The 20,097-nt window shown below is 38.6% G+C and carries 13 protein-coding genes and 1 rRNA gene; 2 read left to right on the forward strand and 12 right to left on the reverse strand.

What is annotated here, in order from left to right:
* Positions 1-143 precede the first annotated feature (143 nt).
* Positions 144-255: ribosomal RNA gene (gene rrf / locus B9A18_RS00005) — 5S ribosomal RNA — on the forward strand.
* Between the two features lie 452 nt (positions 256-707).
* Positions 708-1,688, forward strand: a complete 981-nt coding sequence (locus B9A18_RS00010) for an acyl-ACP desaturase (RefSeq protein ID WP_084286621.1) — start codon at positions 708-710, stop codon at positions 1,686-1,688.
* A gap of 83 nt (positions 1,689-1,771) precedes the next feature.
* Here B9A18_RS00010 and B9A18_RS00015 read toward each other — a convergent pair whose 3' ends face one another.
* The 12 genes from B9A18_RS00015 to B9A18_RS00070 all read right to left on the reverse strand — a co-directional run bounded on the left by B9A18_RS00015 (position 1,772) and on the right by B9A18_RS00070 (position 20,075).
* Entirely contained in the window at positions 1,772-5,164 is a 3,393-nt protein-coding gene (locus B9A18_RS00015; protein WP_084286622.1) for a methylmalonyl-CoA mutase family protein, read from the reverse strand.
* 148 nt (positions 5,165-5,312) lie between these two features.
* A complete protein-coding gene (gene pafA, locus B9A18_RS00020; RefSeq protein ID WP_144009327.1) occupies positions 5,313-6,980 on the reverse strand; it encodes an alkaline phosphatase PafA in 1,668 nt (555 codons plus the stop codon).
* Between the two features lie 190 nt (positions 6,981-7,170).
* Positions 7,171-8,457 carry a bifunctional folylpolyglutamate synthase/dihydrofolate synthase gene (locus B9A18_RS00025; protein ID WP_084287402.1) on the reverse strand — a complete coding sequence of 429 codons (1,287 nt, stop codon included), beginning with the start codon at positions 8,455-8,457 and terminating at the stop codon, positions 7,171-7,173.
* 40 nt (positions 8,458-8,497) lie between these two features.
* The gene (locus B9A18_RS00030; protein ID WP_084286624.1) at positions 8,498-9,316 is read right to left on the reverse strand and encodes an energy transducer TonB; all 819 of its coding nucleotides are present in this window, start codon (positions 9,314-9,316) and stop codon (positions 8,498-8,500) included.
* Positions 9,316-9,717, reverse strand: coding sequence for an ExbD/TolR family protein (locus B9A18_RS00035; protein ID WP_084286625.1), 402 nt, complete (start codon positions 9,715-9,717; stop codon positions 9,316-9,318). The genes B9A18_RS00030 and B9A18_RS00035 overlap by 1 nt, the downstream gene beginning before the upstream one ends.
* A complete protein-coding gene (locus B9A18_RS00040; RefSeq protein WP_144009328.1) occupies positions 9,717-10,427 on the reverse strand; it encodes a MotA/TolQ/ExbB proton channel family protein in 711 nt (236 codons plus the stop codon). Before B9A18_RS00040 ends, B9A18_RS00035 begins: the two co-directional genes overlap by 1 nt.
* Positions 10,428-10,429: 2 nt before the next feature.
* Positions 10,430-11,863, reverse strand: coding sequence for an HU domain-containing protein (locus B9A18_RS00045; RefSeq protein WP_144009329.1), 1,434 nt, complete (start codon positions 11,861-11,863; stop codon positions 10,430-10,432).
* Positions 11,864-11,916: 53 nt separating this feature from the next.
* Positions 11,917-13,620: a porin family protein gene (locus B9A18_RS00050; protein ID WP_084286627.1), complete on the reverse strand. Its 1,704-nt coding sequence runs from the start codon at positions 13,618-13,620 to the stop codon at positions 11,917-11,919.
* An 11-nt stretch (positions 13,621-13,631) separates the two neighbouring features.
* Positions 13,632-16,649 carry a tetratricopeptide repeat protein gene (locus B9A18_RS00055; protein WP_084286628.1) on the reverse strand — a complete coding sequence of 1,006 codons (3,018 nt, stop codon included), beginning with the start codon at positions 16,647-16,649 and terminating at the stop codon, positions 13,632-13,634.
* Between the two features lie 167 nt (positions 16,650-16,816).
* Entirely contained in the window at positions 16,817-17,749 is a 933-nt protein-coding gene (locus B9A18_RS00060; RefSeq protein ID WP_084286629.1) for an aspartate carbamoyltransferase catalytic subunit, read from the reverse strand.
* 1 nt (position 17,750) lies between these two features.
* The gene (gene pyrR, locus B9A18_RS00065; protein WP_084286630.1) at positions 17,751-18,299 is read right to left on the reverse strand and encodes a bifunctional pyr operon transcriptional regulator/uracil phosphoribosyltransferase PyrR; all 549 of its coding nucleotides are present in this window, start codon (positions 18,297-18,299) and stop codon (positions 17,751-17,753) included.
* Positions 18,300-18,455: 156 nt separating this feature from the next.
* Positions 18,456-20,075: a beta-N-acetylhexosaminidase gene (locus B9A18_RS00070; RefSeq protein WP_084286631.1), complete on the reverse strand. Its 1,620-nt coding sequence runs from the start codon at positions 20,073-20,075 to the stop codon at positions 18,456-18,458.
* Between the last annotated feature and the right edge of the window lie 22 nt (positions 20,076-20,097).

A 20,097-nucleotide genomic window follows, 5' to 3' on the forward strand; every position in this document is an offset into this window, starting at 1 on the left:
GAAGCTTTCAAGAGCAGTAAACTGTTGTTTGTTCTTCCTAACTTAACTTCTTTCAATAATATGTCATTTGTTTAGTGTAACAGCATGCAAGGCGAAAGCTGCGCAATAAAGCGAAAAGATATATACTAAATCATTAAAAATATTTAGGTGCCTATATCGGTGGTGTCCACCTCTTCCCATTCCGAACAGAGAAGTTAAGCCCACCAGAGCCGATGGTACTGCGGTAACACGTGGGAGAGTAGGTCGGTGCCAAATCTTAAAGAAAGCCGGTAGTCAGAAGACTATCGGCTTTTCTTGTTTATAGGAATTTTACAGCTCCCGATTCTGCTGGGAATTATTTACCCTATACCTTCCCGACTTTGTAGGATTTTTTATACCCAGGTTCATCTGGAAATGAAACGTTTTAGCCTGATATTAGATTATGCTTAATAGCGTTTATGGAGTTTTGAGAATCGGTACTTGGTAACTGTTTGGTGTCATTAGACAGCTTAATTTGTAGCTGGTGGGGATAATCTACATTTTTTTGATTTTTTAGCTTCATCATTAGCAAGTATGTTTTGTATTTAAAGAATGGGCTATTTTATGTTAAATAATGACACCTTAATTACCTTTGTGATAGGGCGATTATTACGAATAAAATAGTGCTTATGCAATAAGATTGTACTTTTTTTGGTTATCTTTGATACAAAATTTAAAATATAAAACGAATGAGTTTTTTCGCAGAGAAAAGAAGGGAAGTAATGTTACATATCGAGAACTATATGCTCGATATGATGGACACTTACTTAAAACCGATTGATACTAATTGGCAGCCATCAGATTTTTTGCCCGATTCTACAAGCGAAACATTTTACCAGGATATAAAAGGACTACGTGAAAATGCTAAAGATCTTTCTTATGATCTTGTAGCAGTTTTGATAGGTGATACCATTACTGAGGAGGCTTTGCCTACTTATGAATCATGGTTAAGCATGGTAGATGGTATTTCCAGAAATGAGCAAGGTGGTTGGATGAAATGGGTACGTCACTGGACTGCTGAAGAGAATAGACATGGTGATTTGTTGAATAGATATTTATATCTATCAGGACGTGTTGATATGCGCCAGATGGAGATATCTACACAATATCTGATCGCTGATGGTTTTGACATAGGTACAGGTCATGATCCTTACAGGAACTTTATTTATACCAGCTTCCAGGAGTTAGCTACAAATATTTCACATAGAAGGGTAGCATCATTGGCTAAAAAGGATGGTGATACACTATTGTCTAAAATGTGTGGTGTAATTGCTTCTGATGAGGCCCGTCACGCTAAGGCTTACAAGGATTTTATGAATAAGATTTTTGAAGTGGATCCTAACGAAGCAATGATTGCTTTTGAAGATATGATGCGCCAGAAAATTGTAATGCCTGCACACTTCCTTCGCGAAATGGGCTTGAAAATCGGACAAACTTTCGGACACTTCACTGATGCTGCGCAACGCCTAGGTGTTTATACTGCGGTTGACTATGTTGAGATCATGCAGCAGCTGATTGAAGAGTGGAAAATTGAAAGTATGGGTGAATTAAATGAAGCTGGTGAGAAAGCACGTGATTATATCGTGGCATTACCTTCACGCTTGTTACGTGTAGCAGATCGTATGAAGCAGCCTACAATGGATTATAAATTTAGCTGGATACACGCTTAATTAAAATATACAATAAACAAGAAAGCCTGAATAAATTATTCAGGCTTTCTTGTTTTATACCAATATGCGTGTGCATATTTTGATTACATGTTTCTGCGGTATTGCCCACCTACTTCGTATAATGCTTTAGATATTTGACCCAGGGAGCAGATTTTACATACTTCCATCAATTGATCAAATATATTATCTCCCGCTACTGCTGATTTCTGAAGATTCTTTAATGCCATTTCTGCTTTATCTGCATTCCTATCCTGGAATAACTGAAGGGCTTTAATCTGGTATTGTTTTTCCTCTTCTGTGGCACGTATAACTTCTCCTGGTACAATCGTTGGAGAGCCATTTTTGTTTAAAAATGTGTTAACACCAACAATTGGATATTCACCGGTATGTTTTAGTGTTTCATAGTATAAACTCTCTTCCTGAATTTTACCGCGTTGGTACATGGTTTCCATAGCACCAAGTACACCACCTCTATCATTAATTCGTTTAAATTCGAGCAATACAGCCTCTTCAACAAGATCAGTAAGGTCTTCGATAATGAAAGCACCTTGTAAAGGGTTTTCATTTTTAGCAAGTCCTAGTTCTCTGTTGATGATGAGCTGGATTGCCATCGCCCTGCGTACGGATTCTTCGGTAGGGGTGGTTATCGCTTCATCATAGGCATTGGTGTGAAGAGAATTACAGTTGTCGTATATAGCGTATAAAGCTTGTAGAGTTGTACGGATATCATTGAAGTCAATTTCCTGTGCGTGTAATGAACGACCTGAAGTTTGAATATGATACTTTAGCTTTTGTGACCTGTCATTTCCTTTATACTTGTTTTTAATCGCTTTAGCCCAGATACGACGTGCCACGCGACCAATTACCGAATACTCCGGATCTATGCCGTTAGAGAAGAAGAAAGACAGGTTAGGAGCGAAATCATCGATATTCATCCCTCTGCTCAGGTAGTATTCAACAAATGTGAATCCGTTACTAAGTGTAAAGGCTAGTTGTGAGATTGGATTTGCACCCGCTTCTGCAATATGATAACCTGAAATAGATACAGAATAAAAATTGCGAACCTTCTCACTAATGAAATAACTTTGGATATCGCCCATCATTCTTAAGGCGAACTCCGTAGAGAAGATACAAGTGTTTTGTGCCTGATCTTCCTTTAATATATCAGCTTGAACGGTTCCTCGAACAGTGCTAATGGCATGTGCACGTATTTTAGCATATATATCTGCTGGTAACACCTGATCTCCGGTAACGCCCAACAGCATTAGGCCTAGTCCGTTGTTACCTTCAGGTAATGCACCGCTATAACTGGGTCTTTCCTGTCCTTTAGCTTTATAAATTTTTTTGATTTTTTCATCGACTTCTTTTTCCAGGCCATGTTCAATGATGTGTTTTTCACATTGCTGATCTATTGCAGCATTCATGAAAAAGCCTAATAGCATAGGTGCAGGACCGTTGATAGTCATGGATACTGAAGTGGAAGGTGCACAGAGGTCGAAACCTGAATAGAGTTTTTTAGCATCATCAATAGTTGCTATACTAACTCCTGAGTTACCAATTTTACCATATATATCAGGTCTGATGTGCGGATCTTCACCGTAGAGTGTAACGGAGTCGAATGCGGTAGATAAACGATGTGCGGGTTGGCCTAAGGATACATAGTGGAACCTTTTGTTTGTTCTTTCAGGGCCACCTTCTCCGGCGAACATCCTTGTAGGGTCTTCGCCCTCACGTTTTAGTGGAAATACACCTGCAGCATAAGGAAATTCGCCGGGTACATTTTCGGTTAAAAGCCAACGAAGGATGTCTCCCCAATCTTCGTACCTTGGTAGCGATACTTTTGGAATCTGAAGTTTAGATAAGGATTCATAAAACAATGGTTGTTTAATTTCTTTATCCCTTACTTTATAGACGAAATATTCCTGTTTGTATTTTAGCTTGGTTTCCGGCCACTGACGAAGTAGTTTACGGCATTCACCATCTAATTGTTCTTCAAGGTGTTTATACACGTCCTCAAGTGTCTCCGTTAGGTTTTTGCTTGAAGGAACATCTCTGTTTGTGCTTTCTTCCTGAGATAGTTTAATTACGCCTTGTAACTGGTATAATTTACGGGCAATGGTGCTTTGTTTTTCTACCCATTCATTATAAGTCTGACTGGATTCTGCAATTTCTGCTAAGTATCTGATCCTATCTGGTGGAATGATATAGATTTTTTCTGATTGCTCTGCGGTCAGCTCCATTTGTGCATTAAATTTAACACCTGTTTTCTCTTCGATTTTAGACATTAGAGAAGTAAACAGGTTATTCATGCCGGGATCATTGAACTGCGAAGCCATGGTTCCATATACAGGAATTGTTTCGTCTTTAGCGTCAAAGAGATTGTGGTTGCGTTTATATTGCTTGCGTACATCTCTTAATGCATCCAGGGCACCTCTTTTATCAAATTTGTTGATGGCTACAAGATCGGCAAAGTCGAGCATGTCGATTTTTTCCAATTGAGTTGCTGCTCCAAATTCGGGAGTCATTACGTATAATGATACATCGCAATGTTCTGTGATTTCGGTATCAGACTGTCCAATGCCGGAAGTCTCGACAATGATGAGGTCGTACCCAGCTGCTTTGCAGATATCAATGCTTTCCTGTACATTTTTCGATAATGCAAGATTGGCTTGTCTGGTGGCCAGCGAACGCATATACACCCGTGGGTTATTGATGGCATTCATTCGGATTCTGTCGCCTAATAATGCTCCTCCCGTTTTACGTTTAGAGGGGTCTACAGATATAATGGCCAGTGTTTTATCTTTAACTTCCATTAAAAAGCGCCTCACCAGTTCATCTACCAGGGATGATTTGCCTGAACCGCCGGTTCCTGTGATACCTAATACAGGTGCCTGGCTGGATAATGTTAATTTTTTTAGTTCATTTACAAAATCTTGTGCAGCTTCCGGATCGTTCTCTGCTACTGTAATTGCAGCAGCTATGCTCTTTACTTCTTTTTGTGGTATGGTTTTAAGCTCTCCGTTTAATGATTTTGTGGTGATATAATCAGTTTGCTCCAGCATATTATTGATCATGCCTTGCAAGCCCATTTTACGTCCATCATCAGGTGAGTATATTCTTGTGATGCCGTATTCCTGAAGTTCTGCTATTTCAGAAGGTAATATTACCCCACCTCCACCGCCAAATATTTTAATATGTGTAGCACCTCTTTCCTGAAGGAGGTCGTACATGTATTTAAAGTATTCAATGTGACCACCCTGGTACGAAGTCATGGCGATACCCTGAACATCTTCCTGAATTGCGCAATTTACTACTTCATCAACAGACCGGTTATGGCCTAAGTGTATAACTTCGGCGCCTGAAGATTGCAGGATGCGGCGCATGATATTAATCGTAGCATCGTGGCCATCAAAGAGTGCAGCGGCAGTAACAAAACGGATTTTATGCTTGGGTTTATAGATTTCAATTTGCTCCATAATAGGTTTATAAATAGGTATGCAAAGATAACAAAACTGAACGGAGGCTGGTAGGAATAGCCTGATCAAATACACTAAGCTATAATAACAAAAGGCTGTTCCGGTTTTTGTACCAGAACAGCCTTTGTAAAGTTAAAAATGGCTTATTTTATTGATGGGTAAGCTCTGTAATGGGGGTTCCAATACAGCCGCTTGGCATTTGTATGTGTAACATAGCAGCTAAAGTAGCGGCGATGTCTGTCATGTGATAAGTTTTATTGGTTTTTCCCGGTTTTACGTTCCAGCCCATAAAAACACATGGAATGTGCGCATCGTATGGATTCCAGGAACCATGTGTTGTACCTGTCTTCGCACCGGTGAAATAATTTGGTTTTAAAATGTAATAAATGTCTCCACTTCTTTGGGCATAATAACCATAGGTTAGAGATTTTTTTATTTCTTCGGGTAGAGTAGTTGTGGCAAGCTTGGTCATGTCTACAGCATCAGCGACTTCATCTTTAGTTTTTAGTGTTTCGATTATCAATGATTTTATAGCATCAAGATTTGCATTGGCAGTTTTTATACTTGCATGATCGAGGTAAAATTGACCATTTTCTGAAGCTGCTATAGCTTTCTTTACTTTGAAGGTTTTTTCAATTGTTTCGTTTAAACTTTTAAAAACCTTAGCTTCTTCAAAAGTTCCTCCTGGTAGTCTATTCTCATTCATAAATCCAGGAACATGAGCAGCTCCATGATCGGCTGATAGGAAGAATAAGTAGTTTCCTTTCCCAAATTTTTGATCTAAATAAGTAAAGAATTCTTCAAGATCTTTATCTAACCTTAGGAAAGTATCTTCTGCTTCAACAGAATTCGGACCATACTGATGGCCAACGTAATCTGTAGATGAGCAGCTAACGGCTAGAAAATCGGTCGTGTTATTCTGGCCCATTTTTTCCGCTTCGATAGCAGTTTTTGCAAGATCAAGGGTGATTGTATTTCCGTAAGGTGTACTTTTTATGACCTCATAATTTTTGCCAATGTAAAGTTTTAAAGGATGAGGGAATGTTGGTGTCTGTTCACCTCTTGTTTTCCTTTCATAGTTCTTATCGTCGGCTGTACTTTGTGTATAGGTATCAATTGGGTAAAGTGTATTCCAGTTTTTAGCAAAATATAAATCAGCTTTTTTTTGCTTGTTGTAATCCTGAAGCCAGGTAGGTAGTGATTTCATATAGTAGGTACTGGTAATCCAATCACCTGTTTGTCCATCATACCAATAAGCAGCATTGGCTGAATGCCCGGCAGGTAGGATAGAACCACGGTCTTTAAGTGCGACACCTATTACCTTACTTTTAAAATTTGTAGCCAAACGAAGCTCATCAGTAATGGTGGTGGTAAGCATGTTTTTTGGCGACATTACACCTGCCATGGTACTGCTGCCTACAGTAGTTACACTGGTATCTTCGGCACAATACATGTTTCTTTTTAGCTGAGCATCATACCAGTCGTTTCCTACTATACCATTGATAGCGGGAGTAGTTCCTGTATAGATACTGGAGTGGCCGCAAGCGGTAATAGTTGGTGTGTATGGAATCAATGTGTTTTCGGCTGAGAATCCTTCCTTTACGAGTCTTTTAAAGCCGCCAGTCGTATATCGGTCGTAATATCTATATAAGTAGTCCCATCTCATTTGATCAACGACAAGTCCTACAATAATTTTTGGTCTGTTGATACCATTGGTAGTTTTAGGTGCCGTCTTAATACCCTTTTTTTGAGCAGTCGAGACCTGTGCCTGTGTAATCATGGCAAAGACGGTAAACAATAAATAAATTTTTCTCATTGTGTGTTTTTTGTATTGTTTTATTGGGTTTGAGTAGTATTATCTACTCTTTGGTTGGTTTAATCGGTAAGGGTTTTTGATAAGCTAATTTATTTATTAATTATTAGCTTATCAAGGTATTTACTTTGTAGATTTTGAGCCGCAAATATAGAATGTTGATGATAAGTGTACTTTATGTCTATGTAAAGATTTACATCACTTCAGCTACGACAAAAGTACTTCCACCAATGAAAATGAGATCATTAGCTGTAGCACCGTTCTTGGCGGCCTGAACTGCCTCGCCAACTGTATTAAAAACCTGTCCGTGTAAAGAAAATGATTTTGCTTTAGTTGCCAATTCAATTGCAGAGAGTGCCCTTTCTAATTGAGGCTGACAGAAATAATAATAAGCATCGACAGGGAGCAGTGCTAAAACTCCGCTAATGTCTTTGTCTTTTACCATTCCGATAACAATATGTAATCTTTCATAGTCAGTTTTACTGATGTTTTGCATAACTTCAGTAATACCGGCAATGTTGTGTCCGGTATCACAAATGACCAGTGGGTTTTCACTTAATTTTTGCCATCTTCCCTGAAGCCCTGTTAGGGCTTTCACATGGTTTAAAGCGTCGTAAATATGGCTATCCGTTATTCTGTATCCTTTTTCTTTTAAAATGGCTATAGCCTCTAGTACAGTAAGCACATTTTTTAATTGATAGAAGCCGCTAAGGTCCAGCTTAAGATTTTTATAGATGACATTGGTACCTTTATATATCGAAGTGCTGAGGTATTCTTTATCTCTGCTGGTGTTTTCTACATGAAATTTCTGGTCAGCAAAAATAATACTGCTATTGGTTTCTGCAGCTTTTTTGATGAATACCTGCTGAGTTTCCTCTTGTGTTTCTCCGATTACTACAGGTACTCCGGGCTTGATAATACCTGCTTTTTCTATCGCAATTTCTCCCAGGGTATTCCCAAGGATATTGGTATGGTCAAGACTGATGTTGGTGATAACTGATAACTCGGGTGTGATAATATTTGTGGAATCGATCCGGCCGCCTAATCCAACCTCTATGATAGCAATATCCACTTTTTCGCTGGCGAAAAAAGAAAAAGCCATGGCTACAGTGACTTCAAAAAAGGAGGGACTGATTTCTTCGATTAAGGATTGTTGCCCTTCAACAAAATCCGTGACGAAGGTTTCGGGAACCATTTCTCCGTTTATTCGGATACGTTCTCTAAAATCTTTAAGGTGAGGTGAGGTGTATAGACCTGTTTTATAACCTGCCTGCTGAAAAATAGCTGCCAGCATATGAGATGTGGAGCCTTTCCCGTTTGTGCCACCAACATGTATGGTTTTAAATTTATCTTGAGGATTACCCAGGTTTTCGCACATCGCCAGCGTATTGTGCAAATCCTTTTTAAAAGCAACAGCGCCCACGCGTGTAAACATGGGCAGCTTGCTGTATAAATAATCTATTGTTTCTTTGTAATTCATTTGAAAAGCCTGATTAGGCAAAATTACCAAAGCAGATGAACTATTTCACTTTAAAGTTGAAAACAACTACACCTATCTGAACATTAGGTGCAGATTCTGATTGAGTTAAGCGGGCACCCATTACTGCATCCTTGCATTTTTGCCACAATTCACGGTCGTTTAAGGTGGTGCCTTTTACACCCGGTGTAGCATCAATAACTACTCCGCTTTTATTGATCATTATTCTTACTGCGATTTTACCTGTTTTTTGTCCGTCATCCTGAGGGGTAACGAGGTTGGTGAATTTTCTTAAAGCGATTGGTGTTTCTCCAAAACCAGAGCCTCCTTCGCCGTAATTATTGGCTAGTGGATCCCCATTTACACTTCCCTGGTTACCAGGTGTAGCACCCGTACCGTCGCCACCACCGGTTCCTTTATTGGCTTTGCCTTTATACAAAGCATTTTGATTAATTGTCGGCTTGGCAGGTTTCGTTTCTGTTGCCGTAGCTACAGGTGTTGAAGTACTTTTGGTCGTTTTTGTTTTTACGCTGACCGCTTCTTCTGTACTTTGCGTTACAATTTCCTTATCATCGGCTTGAGCAGTAGATGTTTGCGGAGTTGGTTCCTCCGGCACTACTTTATCCGGTGCCTGTTCGTTGGCATTTGGATCGGCGGAAGGTTCTTCTATACTGGTATAATCTGTTCCCATACCCTCTACAGAAGTACCATAATTGACTACCATACCACCCATACCTGCTTCAACTTCGGGTTTGAAGGTGCCTATGACAATAAAAAAGCTTAAGGCCAGCAAAACTGCCATGATGCCTGTTGATATTGCAAGCGCCTTAGGGTAATTATTTTCTTCTTTAGGATAGGTCATTATTTCTTAGGTTCTACAGCAAGTACAACTTTCAGTTTTAATTTGTTTGCAACATCAAATACGAGCATTGTATTTTCGATAGAAACACCCCTTGCAACATATAATACAATAGTTAGATCGGGTGAAGCTTTTTGATAGCTTTCTATCGCTGTTTGCAGCTGCTCCAGGGTTACTTTTTGTTTATCTACAGAATAATTTAGCTTCTCATCTATAGATACAGTAACGGTTTTTTGTGCTGAAGATTGTTGTCCTGATTCAGATCTTGGTAACAATAACTTTACTACTTGCGGATTAACTACGGCCGAAGCCAACAGGAAAAACAGCAGCAGAAAGAACATGATGTCGTTCAGGGCAGAGGTATGAACCTCTACTGTCCCTTTGTTTCTTTTGCGTAGATTCATTATTTACCTGGCTCCTCTAATAGATCAATAAATTCAATTGCATCAGTTTCCATTCTTAAAATGATACGTTCAACCATCATATTTAAGATATGGTACAATACATAGGCAATAATACCAATGATTAGTCCAGTTGCTGAAGTAATCATTTTTGTGTATAGACCGCCAGAAATGGTTCCGATTTCGATAGCTCCTTTAATGGAAACGTCGTGGAAAATCGTGATTACACCAATAATTGTTCCAACGAAACCAAGCATAGGGGCAATACCGGCGATAATTCCAAGTATCCCAATGTTTTTCTCCAGTTTAGATACTTCAAGTTTACCATTGTTTTCAATGGCAGCTTCAATATCTTTAATTGGTCTTCCAATACGCTTTAATCCTTTTTCCAACATTCTCGCCAATGGAGAGTTGTTGTTTTTACATAAGGCAATGGCGTTATCTAATCTTCCGTCATGGATATATTGCTTGATCTGAAGCATCAGATTTGATTCTGTTTTAGATGCTTTTCTGATGGTTAGGTATCTTTCAACAAAAATAACCAAACCCATAAATGCTAAAAAGGCTAATGGAAGCATAACCCAGCCTCCCTTTAGTAAAAGATCAATAAAATGTAGTTCAGGAGTTGGTGGCGTTACGGCCTGATTCAGTGCATTTGCGGTATCTGTAAGCTGTGTAATGGTATCAGTGGCACTTTGAATTAATGCGATCATAATTATTTGGGATTGTTTGTGTGTCTAACCGAGTAAATGTAGATCCCTGGAATTTTTGTTGTTTTCTTCAGGATTTCAAGTTCTTTTTTTGCAGTTTCTTCATCAGCAAAGGAACCTATGCTGATTTTCACTCTTTTGCCTGGCATATTGGCAATTTTAGCCGGAATGCCTTTCTTTTTCATATCCGCAAGAAAGTTATTTGCTTCCTTTTGATTAAGTAGTGATGCAGCGATAATTTCATAAGAAACAGTCGCATCTTTTGTTTTTTCTGCAGTGACTTCTATTGGTTTTTCAATAGGTTTTATTGTTTTAATGGAATCTTTAGCCGAATCTGCAGCAAGAATAGCCTTCTCATTACTTCTTCTAATGCTATCTGCCTGTGTAATGGAATCTATCTTTATTTGTTCGTCGTTTTGACTGGTTGCTGTTGTATCAGGCATTTCAACAGGCTGAACTGACTCTTTTTTAAGGATACTATCAAATAGTTCAGGTTTGGCCATATAGATCACTCCTGCAAGCATTATGATGGCAGCAAGTCCTATAATCACTTTCATATAGGCTGGCATTCCTGATTTCTCCGCTTCCGTGTAATCTAAAGTTAAATGGGGCGGTTGTTCTGATGGAGTTTTGTTGAAAATATTAACCGTCTCATAAACATCATTTAAAGGTTCAGGAGTTTCAATAACAGGGGCCAACGGACTAGTTGGTACTTCAGGAACGCTTACAACTTCAGCAATTTCCTCAAACACTGGTTGCTCATCATTGTTGTCTTCGTCTTCTTTAGTAGTGGGAACTTCAGTACTATCCAGGTGATGTATTTCTTCTGCAGCTTGTTCGTCTACAGCTTCAGTAGTTTCTTCACTGGTACCATCGCCCAGGTCGGCATTGTTGTTTTCAAGTTCTAATTGTTCCGCTGTTACATGTGGCAACTCTTCCTGAAAAAACTGTTCCTCTTCGACAGGTAATTCTTCTTCTATAGACTCCTCCGTTTGCAAAGGTTCTTCATTCAGGACTTCTGCATCTTCAGATTTCAATTCTGCATTTAGCGTCGGTAGTCCATAAAAGTCAAATCCAAAACTACTATCCTGTTTAGGGATAAAAGCCAGGCTTCCTGATGCTGTAGAAAAAGTGCCCAGTTCGCCAAAATCAGATTCCTGATGTCCTGAGAGTTCATCGAGTATATTTTGTGAAAACTGTTCAACAAAATAAGTCGCCGCATCTGTCGAAATATTCTTTTTCTTACTGATCAGATCTGTAAGGAGGCTTTGTTCCCTAAGATCTGAAGTAAAGCTTAATGAATAGCTTGGTGGCAGAAAAGAGTGCGTATCAATATCATACCTCCCAGGAGATTTCATTTTATAAATGGTCCCCAGTCCGGGAATTCCCACTTCTTTATGGGTTTTTATAAGTGTAGTCAGGTATGATAAGATATCCATTCTGGTAAAAATAAATTTTAATTCCGTACCAAGCAATTATTAATTGAAAAGCATTAGAATGAGTAGGCGATACCTCCAAATATATTGAAGCCAATTGCCTCGTAATGTAAATATTTGCTGTACCTGGTATTTAGTAAATTATTTGCTCTTGCAAAGGCTGAAAACTTGTTGTTGATCTTATAAGATGCACCAACGCCAAGGTCAACAAAGCCCTTAACTGTAACAACCGTTTCATTTGCTAAATCAGGAACAAGGTATGGGCTTGCCGGTGCTGCTGTGTAAACTTTAGCTTTGCTATCATCCTGAAGGGCAACAGCTGCATTTATTGTGATTTTTTTATTGATGGCATACATTAAATCAGAGCTTAAGCGCATTTGTGGTTTGAACCAGCTTTGTGTTTCGGCAGCAGGTTTATAATCTTCAATATTCAGTTTACCTGTCCATTTTAAAGCGTCGCTAACCTGAACAGATAATTCGCCTTCAATACCAGTTTGTTTCATTGTACCAAAATCGTAAATCACATCAAACTTGTTAAAGTTTGCAAAGCTGTTTACGAATAGTGGCATATCTTCAATTTGTTTGTGATAAAATCTGGCTTTGTAACCAAATCCAGGTCCGCCATTACCTTTAATACCTCCGCTGATGCTTAGCTTTTCAACAGAGTTTTTGATGGCTATGTTGTTGTTTAAAAATGGATTTTCATCTGTTAGCTGTTTTAAGGAATTGCGATTTACATCACCTTTCAGCTCTCCAAAGATCTCTAAGTAATCTGGTATCAAAGTGAAATCTGCTGTTACTGCAGGGAATATTCTGCTGGAAGAAGCAGTTCCAAATTCCTGTACAAAGTTGATTCCTGCATTAATTTTAACACCACTGGCCTGTAGCTTAATATAAGGGTTTAATCGGAGTAAGTTATTGCCAACATCAGTAAGGGCATCTTTAGTACTGCCAAATTCAACTGAACCGGCAAATCCTAAGTTAAAGCTGCTGATGCGTTTATTCACGTAGCCATTTAATACAATTGAACTTTCTTTCGCATCGTATGCATCGCTCCAGATATAACCATTCATTTTAGCAGCGTAGCTCAATGCATCCGGATCATCAGTGAATTTGTTTACGAGTTCGCCTTCAGCCTCAAGAAAGTTAAAGGTTTGTTTCTCCGGATTAGGGTTTAAAGTTGGGTTGTTCTTATCTATTCCATAGAAAAACAGTCGGTTTCTTTGAAAGTTAAGTCGGCCGCTTAAGGTAACTTCATCACCAATGCTTCTGCCAAATACGCTTAATTGTTGCTGATTTGCGCTTTGTTTGTTCAGACTTCCTGATTGTCCGAAATGCTTGAAAAATGCACCTGCCTGTAATGCTTCATCTCTGCCAATGTTGAGATAGCCTTCAAGAAGTGAAGTTGCTGAAGAGCCAAAGGCACCTTTCACGTAGTTGTTAATCAGCATCGCTTCCTTTTCAGCTGCTACTTGCTGAGCTTGTAGTTTATTGATATCAGAATTCAATTCCAGTTTCCTATCTGTTAAGCTGTAATTGAACTTTGCTTTATAGGTTTTAACATCATTTAAATCTGGACTTCTCCTTAATTTTACAGCTTCAGCAAGAACGGGTTTATAAGGCCTTACGACTTCAATTTCTTCAGTTACTGCTTTTTCTTCCGTTTTCTTCTCTACCGGTTTTTTGTCTTGCGCATTGGTATTTAAGGTGCCCGCCGCAATAAAAAATAGGGTTGTATATATTAATTTGCTCAATCTCATGTCGCTTAGTCTTATTTAATTTTTTCTAATTTCGCTTTGGCAGTAGGCACAATATCATCCTTGCCATCGTAGTTGTCTATAATACTCAATAGCGTACTTTTTGCCTGTAAATTATCTTTTAAGGCTACATAATTGTCGGCCAGTAAGATAAAGGCTTTAGCTACCCAGTAATCATAAGAGGGCATGTTATTAATCAAATCAAAACAAGTTTTACTTGAAGTTTTGTAATCGCGTTTAGCATATTGTACAGCTGCCAGGTTATATTTGGCCTCTGCAGCAGCAAGCGTTTTTGTTTTGCTTACTACATTATTAAATGATTTAACAGCAAGCGTTGTATCAGCTTTCAATAAGTAAGCTTTACCTGCATATAGGTCTACGCTGTTTTTTTCTTCTTCAGAAGCTTTATCAGATTCTTTAACCAACTGCACATATTTCAGCACATCATCCGGCATGTTCAGCTCATTATAAGCCTTTAGAAGATTGTTTAACGAGTATGTATAATGTACTTTGTAATCTGCAGTTGTTTCCAGACGTTTCAAGTACACAATGGCCTCATTGTATTTTTTTTGATCAAGGAACAATTTGGAAATACTAACCAGCGAGCGTTCGGTGTAATCACTTGTCCAGTCATTCAAAATATATTCATAATCAGGAATAGCCTCATCTGGCCTACCTAATTTCACTAATGATTCAGCTCTGATAAACTTGGCTTCCTTATCATGTATTGCTTTGGGGAATTTGTCGAAATAAGCATTGATGGCTTCAAAAGCACCTTTAGCATCTCCTTTTAGGTATAAATTTTTGGCACCCTGGAATAAGATGTTATCCTGTTCAGCTGATGAGTAGTTGCCCAATGGGGTAGTTCCGGCATAGGTGATGAAACCTTGAGAATCTCCTTTATCGACATAGATGTTCTTTATCGATTCAAGTGCTTGCTTTGCTTCTTCAGTACTCGCATAATCTGCGATTACTTTTTTGAAAGATTCAAGAGCTGCATCGTCTTGATCCTGGTTATACTGTACCAAACCAATGGTTACCAGTGCACGTGGCACATAACTGCTATTCGGATATTTACTAATCAAACTGGTTAAGTCGGATTTTGATTTATCGAGATCTCCTTTGTTAAAATAAGTATAGGCCATCTCAAAACCTGCATCATCAGCATAATTTGATGTCGGGAATTGCTTAAGCAAACTCTGCATCGTGCTGATTTTTGCATCATTTTGATTTTCAAGTCCCTGGATCATTCCACGTTGGAATAAAGCGTAATCTTCGCCTGTAGCTCTGTTACCAATAATCTTGTTGTAGTTCAACAGTGCATTGGTATAGCTTTTATTCACAAAATAAGAATCCGCCAACCTGATAGTTGCGTCATTTACTGTTTTAGGATCTTTATCGTTACCTCTTAAAAAGCGCTCAAAATAGGTAGCCGCTTTTCCATAGCGTTCATCCTCAAAAGCCGAATAGGCCAGGGCATAATTTGCAAAATTGTAAACGCCGGTTTTGCTGGCACCTGGCAAATCAAGAAAGGTTTCAAAATGTTTTACTGCTTCGCCAAATTTTCTCAGTTCATAACTGGCTTCTGCTTTCCAGTAGGTATTTAATGCAAGAATTTCATCATCCTGAGGGAATTTTTCTGATCTCAGGAACATAGAAAGGGCGTTAGGGAAAGCTCTTTCATTATAAAACTCCAAACCTCTGAAGTAGGTTACTTTCTGATAAGCTTCTTTGGCTTCAGGAGATTTATTTGGAATTGGCTCCAATATGTCAATTGCCGCCTGGTAGTTTTTACTAGTCAGCAAAATTTCACCTAATAGTGTTTTAGCCTCATTTAATTTACGGGATGTTGGAAATTGCTTCAGGAAATTTTGCGTGGCTTCCAACGCCTGTTGGTTAAATTCAAGCTCATAACTTAGTCTGGCATAATTAATCCAGGCTTCTTCCTGTACTACTTTATCGAAATCAAGTCTTGACGCTCTGAAGAATGCACTTCTGGCTTTTTCTTTATTTTTTAACTGTATAAAGGAACGACCCAGTGTATACATTCCACTTTGCAGGTAAACATCATCTGTGTTCAGTTTTTCCAGTATAGCAACCGATTCACTGTATTTTTTCAATTGAAATAGGGAATAACCGTATTGATAAGTAAAAAGATTATTCTTATTATTCGATTTATCCTTTGCGTAGAAATCTTTGAAATACTTTTCAGCATTTACATAATCAGATTTGGCAAAATAGGAAGCAGCAATCAGACTCAGCATCTCTGCTTCATACTGCTGCTTTGTGGTTTTTAAAATTGGAATTGCGTAATTGAGCACATTATCATAACGCTCATCCAGGTAATACATTGAAGTAATGTAGTATGGATAGCTGGCTTCATAGGTAGGAGATCCCTTTAACTTTTCGAAGTTGCTTAATGCTGTTTTGTATTCTTTATTCAGGTAATTGATATAAGCAAAGTAATAAGTAGCGCTTTCCTGGAAAGGTGATTTTTCTTTCTTTACAGCTTCAAATAAAGGTTCTGCTTTTTCAATGTCTTTCAATTCAAAGTAGGCATAGCCCTGTTTAAACTGATACTCCAGACGTTGTTTCCCAGAAAGGGTAGAAGGGTCGGTTTTTTCAAACCATTCCAATGCTTTCTGATAGTTTTTTTGTGCGAAATATGATTTACCTACATGGAAGTAGGCAAGTTTTGTATTTGGATTTAGCGGGTAATCTTTAATGAATTTTTGAAATAAGCTTTCTGCATCTCTGTTGCCGAGTTCTAAGGCGCATACGGCGGCATAGAATTTAGCATTTTCCTTAAGCATCGACAATTCGGCATTACTTTCTGGTTGAGTACCCGGTTTTTGTCTCAGTTGCTCCACCAGTCTAAACTGTTGTGCTGCTGCTATGTATTTTTCATTATCCAGTAGTTCCAGACCGGTTTGGTAATTCTTGTTCAGGTTCACTAGTACACTGGTTTGTGCATAGCCGGCCGTAAGCCCCCCTGCTAAGAGTAGCGGAATAAAAAAGTATTTTTTCGACATCTGATTTCAAATATGGTTGGTCCTAATATAAAAATAGTATTGCGTCTTATTAACACAAGAAACTAACATGTGTTGATAACACAGGTTAAACGGTTATAAAGGAAAGTTCGTATTGATCCTTTAAAAATATCTTGTGAATATTAATTAAGGCAAGCGCAGGGGATATTTTAGTCGTTCTGGGCAGCTAAAAGATAGAGTACGGCCATACGTACAGCTACACCATTCTCAACCTGTTCAAGAATGATAGATTGTTTGCTGTCAGCTACGTCACTCGTAATCTCCACACCTCTGTTTATTGGGCCCGGGTGCATCACAATGATTTCCTTATCCAGGTTGTCCAGAATCTGCTTGTTTAGTCCGTACATCATGGCATATTCTCTTAATGAAGGAAAATATTTGATGTCTTGTCTTTCCAGCTGTATGCGCAGCATGTTGGCCACATCACACCAGTTTAGCGCTTTAATTAAATTGTGCTCAACCTTTACACCTAAGCTTTCAATGTGTTTAGGGATTAGGGTCGTAGGGCCGCATACCATTACTTCTGCGCCTAGTTTTTGCAGACAAAGTATGTTTGAAATGGCTACTCTTGAGTGTAGAATATCACCAACAATTACTACTTTTTTGCCAGCCACATCACCAAGTTTCTGGCGAATTGAAAAAGCATCTAGTAAGGCTTGTGTAGGGTGTTCATGTGCCCCATCTCCGGCGTTTACAATCTGCGCCTTGATATGTTTGCTCAAAAACTGTCCTGCACCTGCATAGGGATGTCTCATCACCACCATATCCACTTTCATGGCTAGGATGTTATTGACAGTATCAATTAGTGTTTCACCTTTACTTACGGATGAGGATGATGCAGCAAAATTAACCACATCAGCTGAAAGGCGTTTCTCAGCCAGTTCAAACGACAGTTTGGTGCGGGTAGAATTCTCAAAGAATATATTGGCAATGGTGATGTCTCTTAACGAAGGAACCTTTTTAATGGGCCTGTTAATCACATCTTTAAAATTATCTGCAGTTTCGAAGATTAGTTCGATATCATTCCGGTTAATATCTTTGATACCTAAAAGATGTCGGGTTGATAATTTTTCTACTGCCATATTATTTATTGCTTTCTGATATTAAGATAACTTTGTCTTCTCCTTCTGTTTCTTTCCAACTCACTTTTACCTGTTGTGAGTCGAGCGTGTCTACCTGTAAACCAATGTAATCTGGTTCAATAGGTACGTGTCTTGAAAAACGCCTGTCTATGAGCACCAACAATTCTACTTTTGCAGGCCTTCCGTAGGCTAATAATGCATCAAGTGCAGCACGGATTGTCCGCCCTGTCCACAATACATCATCAATTAAGATTACGTTTTTACCTTCTATAATAAAATCTATGGTGTTGCTACTTGCCGAAACCAGTCCGTCTTTTCGTCTGAAATCATCTCTAAAAAAAGTAATATCTAAATTACCTTTCTGAATTACGCTTTTTTTCAGGACTTCCGATAGTTCGTGCTTTACTCTGTCGGCAAAATAACTGCCTCTTGGCTGTATACCGATTAAAACCGTATTAGAAAAATCGTTGTGACTCTCAATTAATTGATGACAAAGTCGTTTAATTGTGATCTGGAATTTTTGACCGTCTAGCAGTGTTCGTTTTTGCATTGACTTAAAGATTATGCAAATATAGCCAAAATTTGGAACCTCAAATACATAAAAGCGCTTTTAAATTCAAAAAATGTAAAATGATGATGTAGCAGCTTGTGCTTAAATACTTTATGAATTTAAATTGTTGTTCCAATATTTACTGACCTATATTCATTAATTTGTTAAATATCGTTTACTATAATTCACCTTCATAAGGTCGTACCTTTCAAACTGGGTTTTTAACCTTTTCTGAAAATCTGTGTAGTTCTTTTTTTCTTTCGGGCTCCACAAGATTTCGCTCAAGGCATCTAATCTTGGGAAAAGCATATACTCAGCTTTGGCTGGATTAGCTATATATTCAGACCATAAGTTGCCTTGTGCGCCCCAGATATATTTGGCTTCTGCTTCATTTAATACGGCAGGTATGGGCTCGTAATCATAAACAGTTTTTAAGGGTAGGTATTTGGCTGCTGTTAATGAATCGTCTTTCACAAACTGGCTATGATTGAAATACATCATATTTTCAGGAGTCATGATTACCTTGTGCTTTTGTTTGGCTGCCGCTATTCCACCTTTTTCTCCACGCCAGCTCATTACAATTGCATTAGGAGCTAGTCCACCATCTAGTATTTCATCCCATCCAATAATGGTTTTACCTTTGCCGTTTACAAATTTTTCTACTCTATGGATGAAATAGCTTTGCAAACCATTTTCATCTTTTAGTCCTTTCTCTTTAATCAGTTTTTGAGAGAAAGCAGATTGTTTCCACCAGATCTTTGAACATTCATCACCGCCAATATGGATATAAGGGGAGGGGAATAAGTCCATGACTTCGGTCAGTACCTCCTCTAAAAAGCTAAAGGTTTGCTCGGAAGGGAGGAGGACGTTGTTAAACTTGTTAAATATGCCCCAGGTTTGTGCTACCTGTTTTTGTTCTTTAGGCGTTGTGCTTAGTTCAGGATAGGCAGCTAAAACGGCCATGTTATGACCTGGCATTTCAATTTCAGGAGTGACGTTTATGTAGCGGTCAGCTGCATATTTAATTACATCTTTAACTTCTTGTTGGGTGTAATAACCACCGTACCTGAGTCCATCATTGCCTGTTCCGGGGTATAAGCCTATAATGGTGCCATTACGCCATGCGCCGATAGCGGTTAGCTTAGGGTGTTTTTTGATTTCTATCCTCCAGCCATGATCATCAGTCAGATGCCAATGAAAGTTATTTAGTTTATGAAGAGCCAGATAATCTATATATTTTTTAATGAAGGCAACATCAAAGAAGTGTCTGCTCACATCCAGGTGCATACCGCGGTAAGCAAAGCGAGGGTAATCTATGATATCAACAGAGGGGATCATTAGTTCGGTTTGTTCGATCGCCGTGACCGGTAAAAGTTGTATAATGGTTTGTACGGCATAGAATATGCCTTGTGGAGATGCGGATCCCGCATTGAGTTGATTTTTTAATACGGAAACAAAGTATTTGTCCGCATTCGTATACATTTGTTTGTTAACAACCAAATTAATTGATTGTGCATTTTTTATATGTTCAGGGCTATTGACTATTTTAAGCTTTAACTTATAATATTTAAAAATATAGTTGGCTAGAAACTGTGCGGAAGGTTTTACAGTGTTGTCGGAAATCAGGATACTAGTATGCGTGTCAATTTTAAATTTATCCTGAGGAAAGAGGCCTGCTCTTAATTCAACCGGCTGTGGAATGATTGCAGGTAGTTGGGCCTGAACTATGCCAGTGCACAGTACAATAAGTGCAAATAGTAAGAAAGATTTCTTCATGCTGCAAAATACTAAAAAAAGA

Origin of the sequence: Pedobacter nyackensis, from assembly GCF_900176505.1 — a bacterium.
Taxonomy (GTDB): domain Bacteria; phylum Bacteroidota; class Bacteroidia; order Sphingobacteriales; family Sphingobacteriaceae; genus Pedobacter; species Pedobacter nyackensis.

Excerpts from the sequence above, each read along its gene's own strand:
- B9A18_RS00030 (WP_084286624.1), bottom strand. The coding sequence starts at position 9,316 with ATGACCTATCCTAAAGAAGAAAATAATTACCCTAAGGCGCTTGCAATA.
- B9A18_RS00055 (WP_084286628.1), bottom strand. The coding sequence starts at position 16,649 with ATGTCGAAAAAATACTTTTTTATTCCGCTACTCTTAGCAGGGGGGCTT.
- B9A18_RS00040 (WP_144009328.1), bottom strand. The coding sequence starts at position 10,427 with ATGATCGCATTAATTCAAAGTGCCACTGATACCATTACACAGCTTACA.
- B9A18_RS00010 (WP_084286621.1), top strand. The coding sequence starts at position 708 with ATGAGTTTTTTCGCAGAGAAAAGAAGGGAAGTAATGTTACATATCGAG.
- B9A18_RS00060 (WP_084286629.1), bottom strand. The coding sequence starts at position 17,749 with ATGGCAGTAGAAAAATTATCAACCCGACATCTTTTAGGTATCAAAGAT.
- B9A18_RS00070 (WP_084286631.1), bottom strand. The coding sequence starts at position 20,075 with ATGAAGAAATCTTTCTTACTATTTGCACTTATTGTACTGTGCACTGGC.
- pyrR (WP_084286630.1), bottom strand. The coding sequence starts at position 18,299 with ATGCAAAAACGAACACTGCTAGACGGTCAAAAATTCCAGATCACAATT.
- B9A18_RS00035 (WP_084286625.1), bottom strand. The coding sequence starts at position 9,717 with ATGAATCTACGCAAAAGAAACAAAGGGACAGTAGAGGTTCATACCTCT.
- B9A18_RS00025 (WP_084287402.1), bottom strand. The coding sequence starts at position 8,457 with ATGAATTACAAAGAAACAATAGATTATTTATACAGCAAGCTGCCCATG.
- B9A18_RS00050 (WP_084286627.1), bottom strand. The coding sequence starts at position 13,620 with ATGAGATTGAGCAAATTAATATATACAACCCTATTTTTTATTGCGGCG.
- pafA (WP_144009327.1), bottom strand. The coding sequence starts at position 6,980 with ATGAGAAAAATTTATTTATTGTTTACCGTCTTTGCCATGATTACACAG.
- B9A18_RS00045 (WP_144009329.1), bottom strand. The coding sequence starts at position 11,863 with ATGGATATCTTATCATACCTGACTACACTTATAAAAACCCATAAAGAA.
- B9A18_RS00015 (WP_084286622.1), bottom strand. The coding sequence starts at position 5,164 with ATGGAGCAAATTGAAATCTATAAACCCAAGCATAAAATCCGTTTTGTT.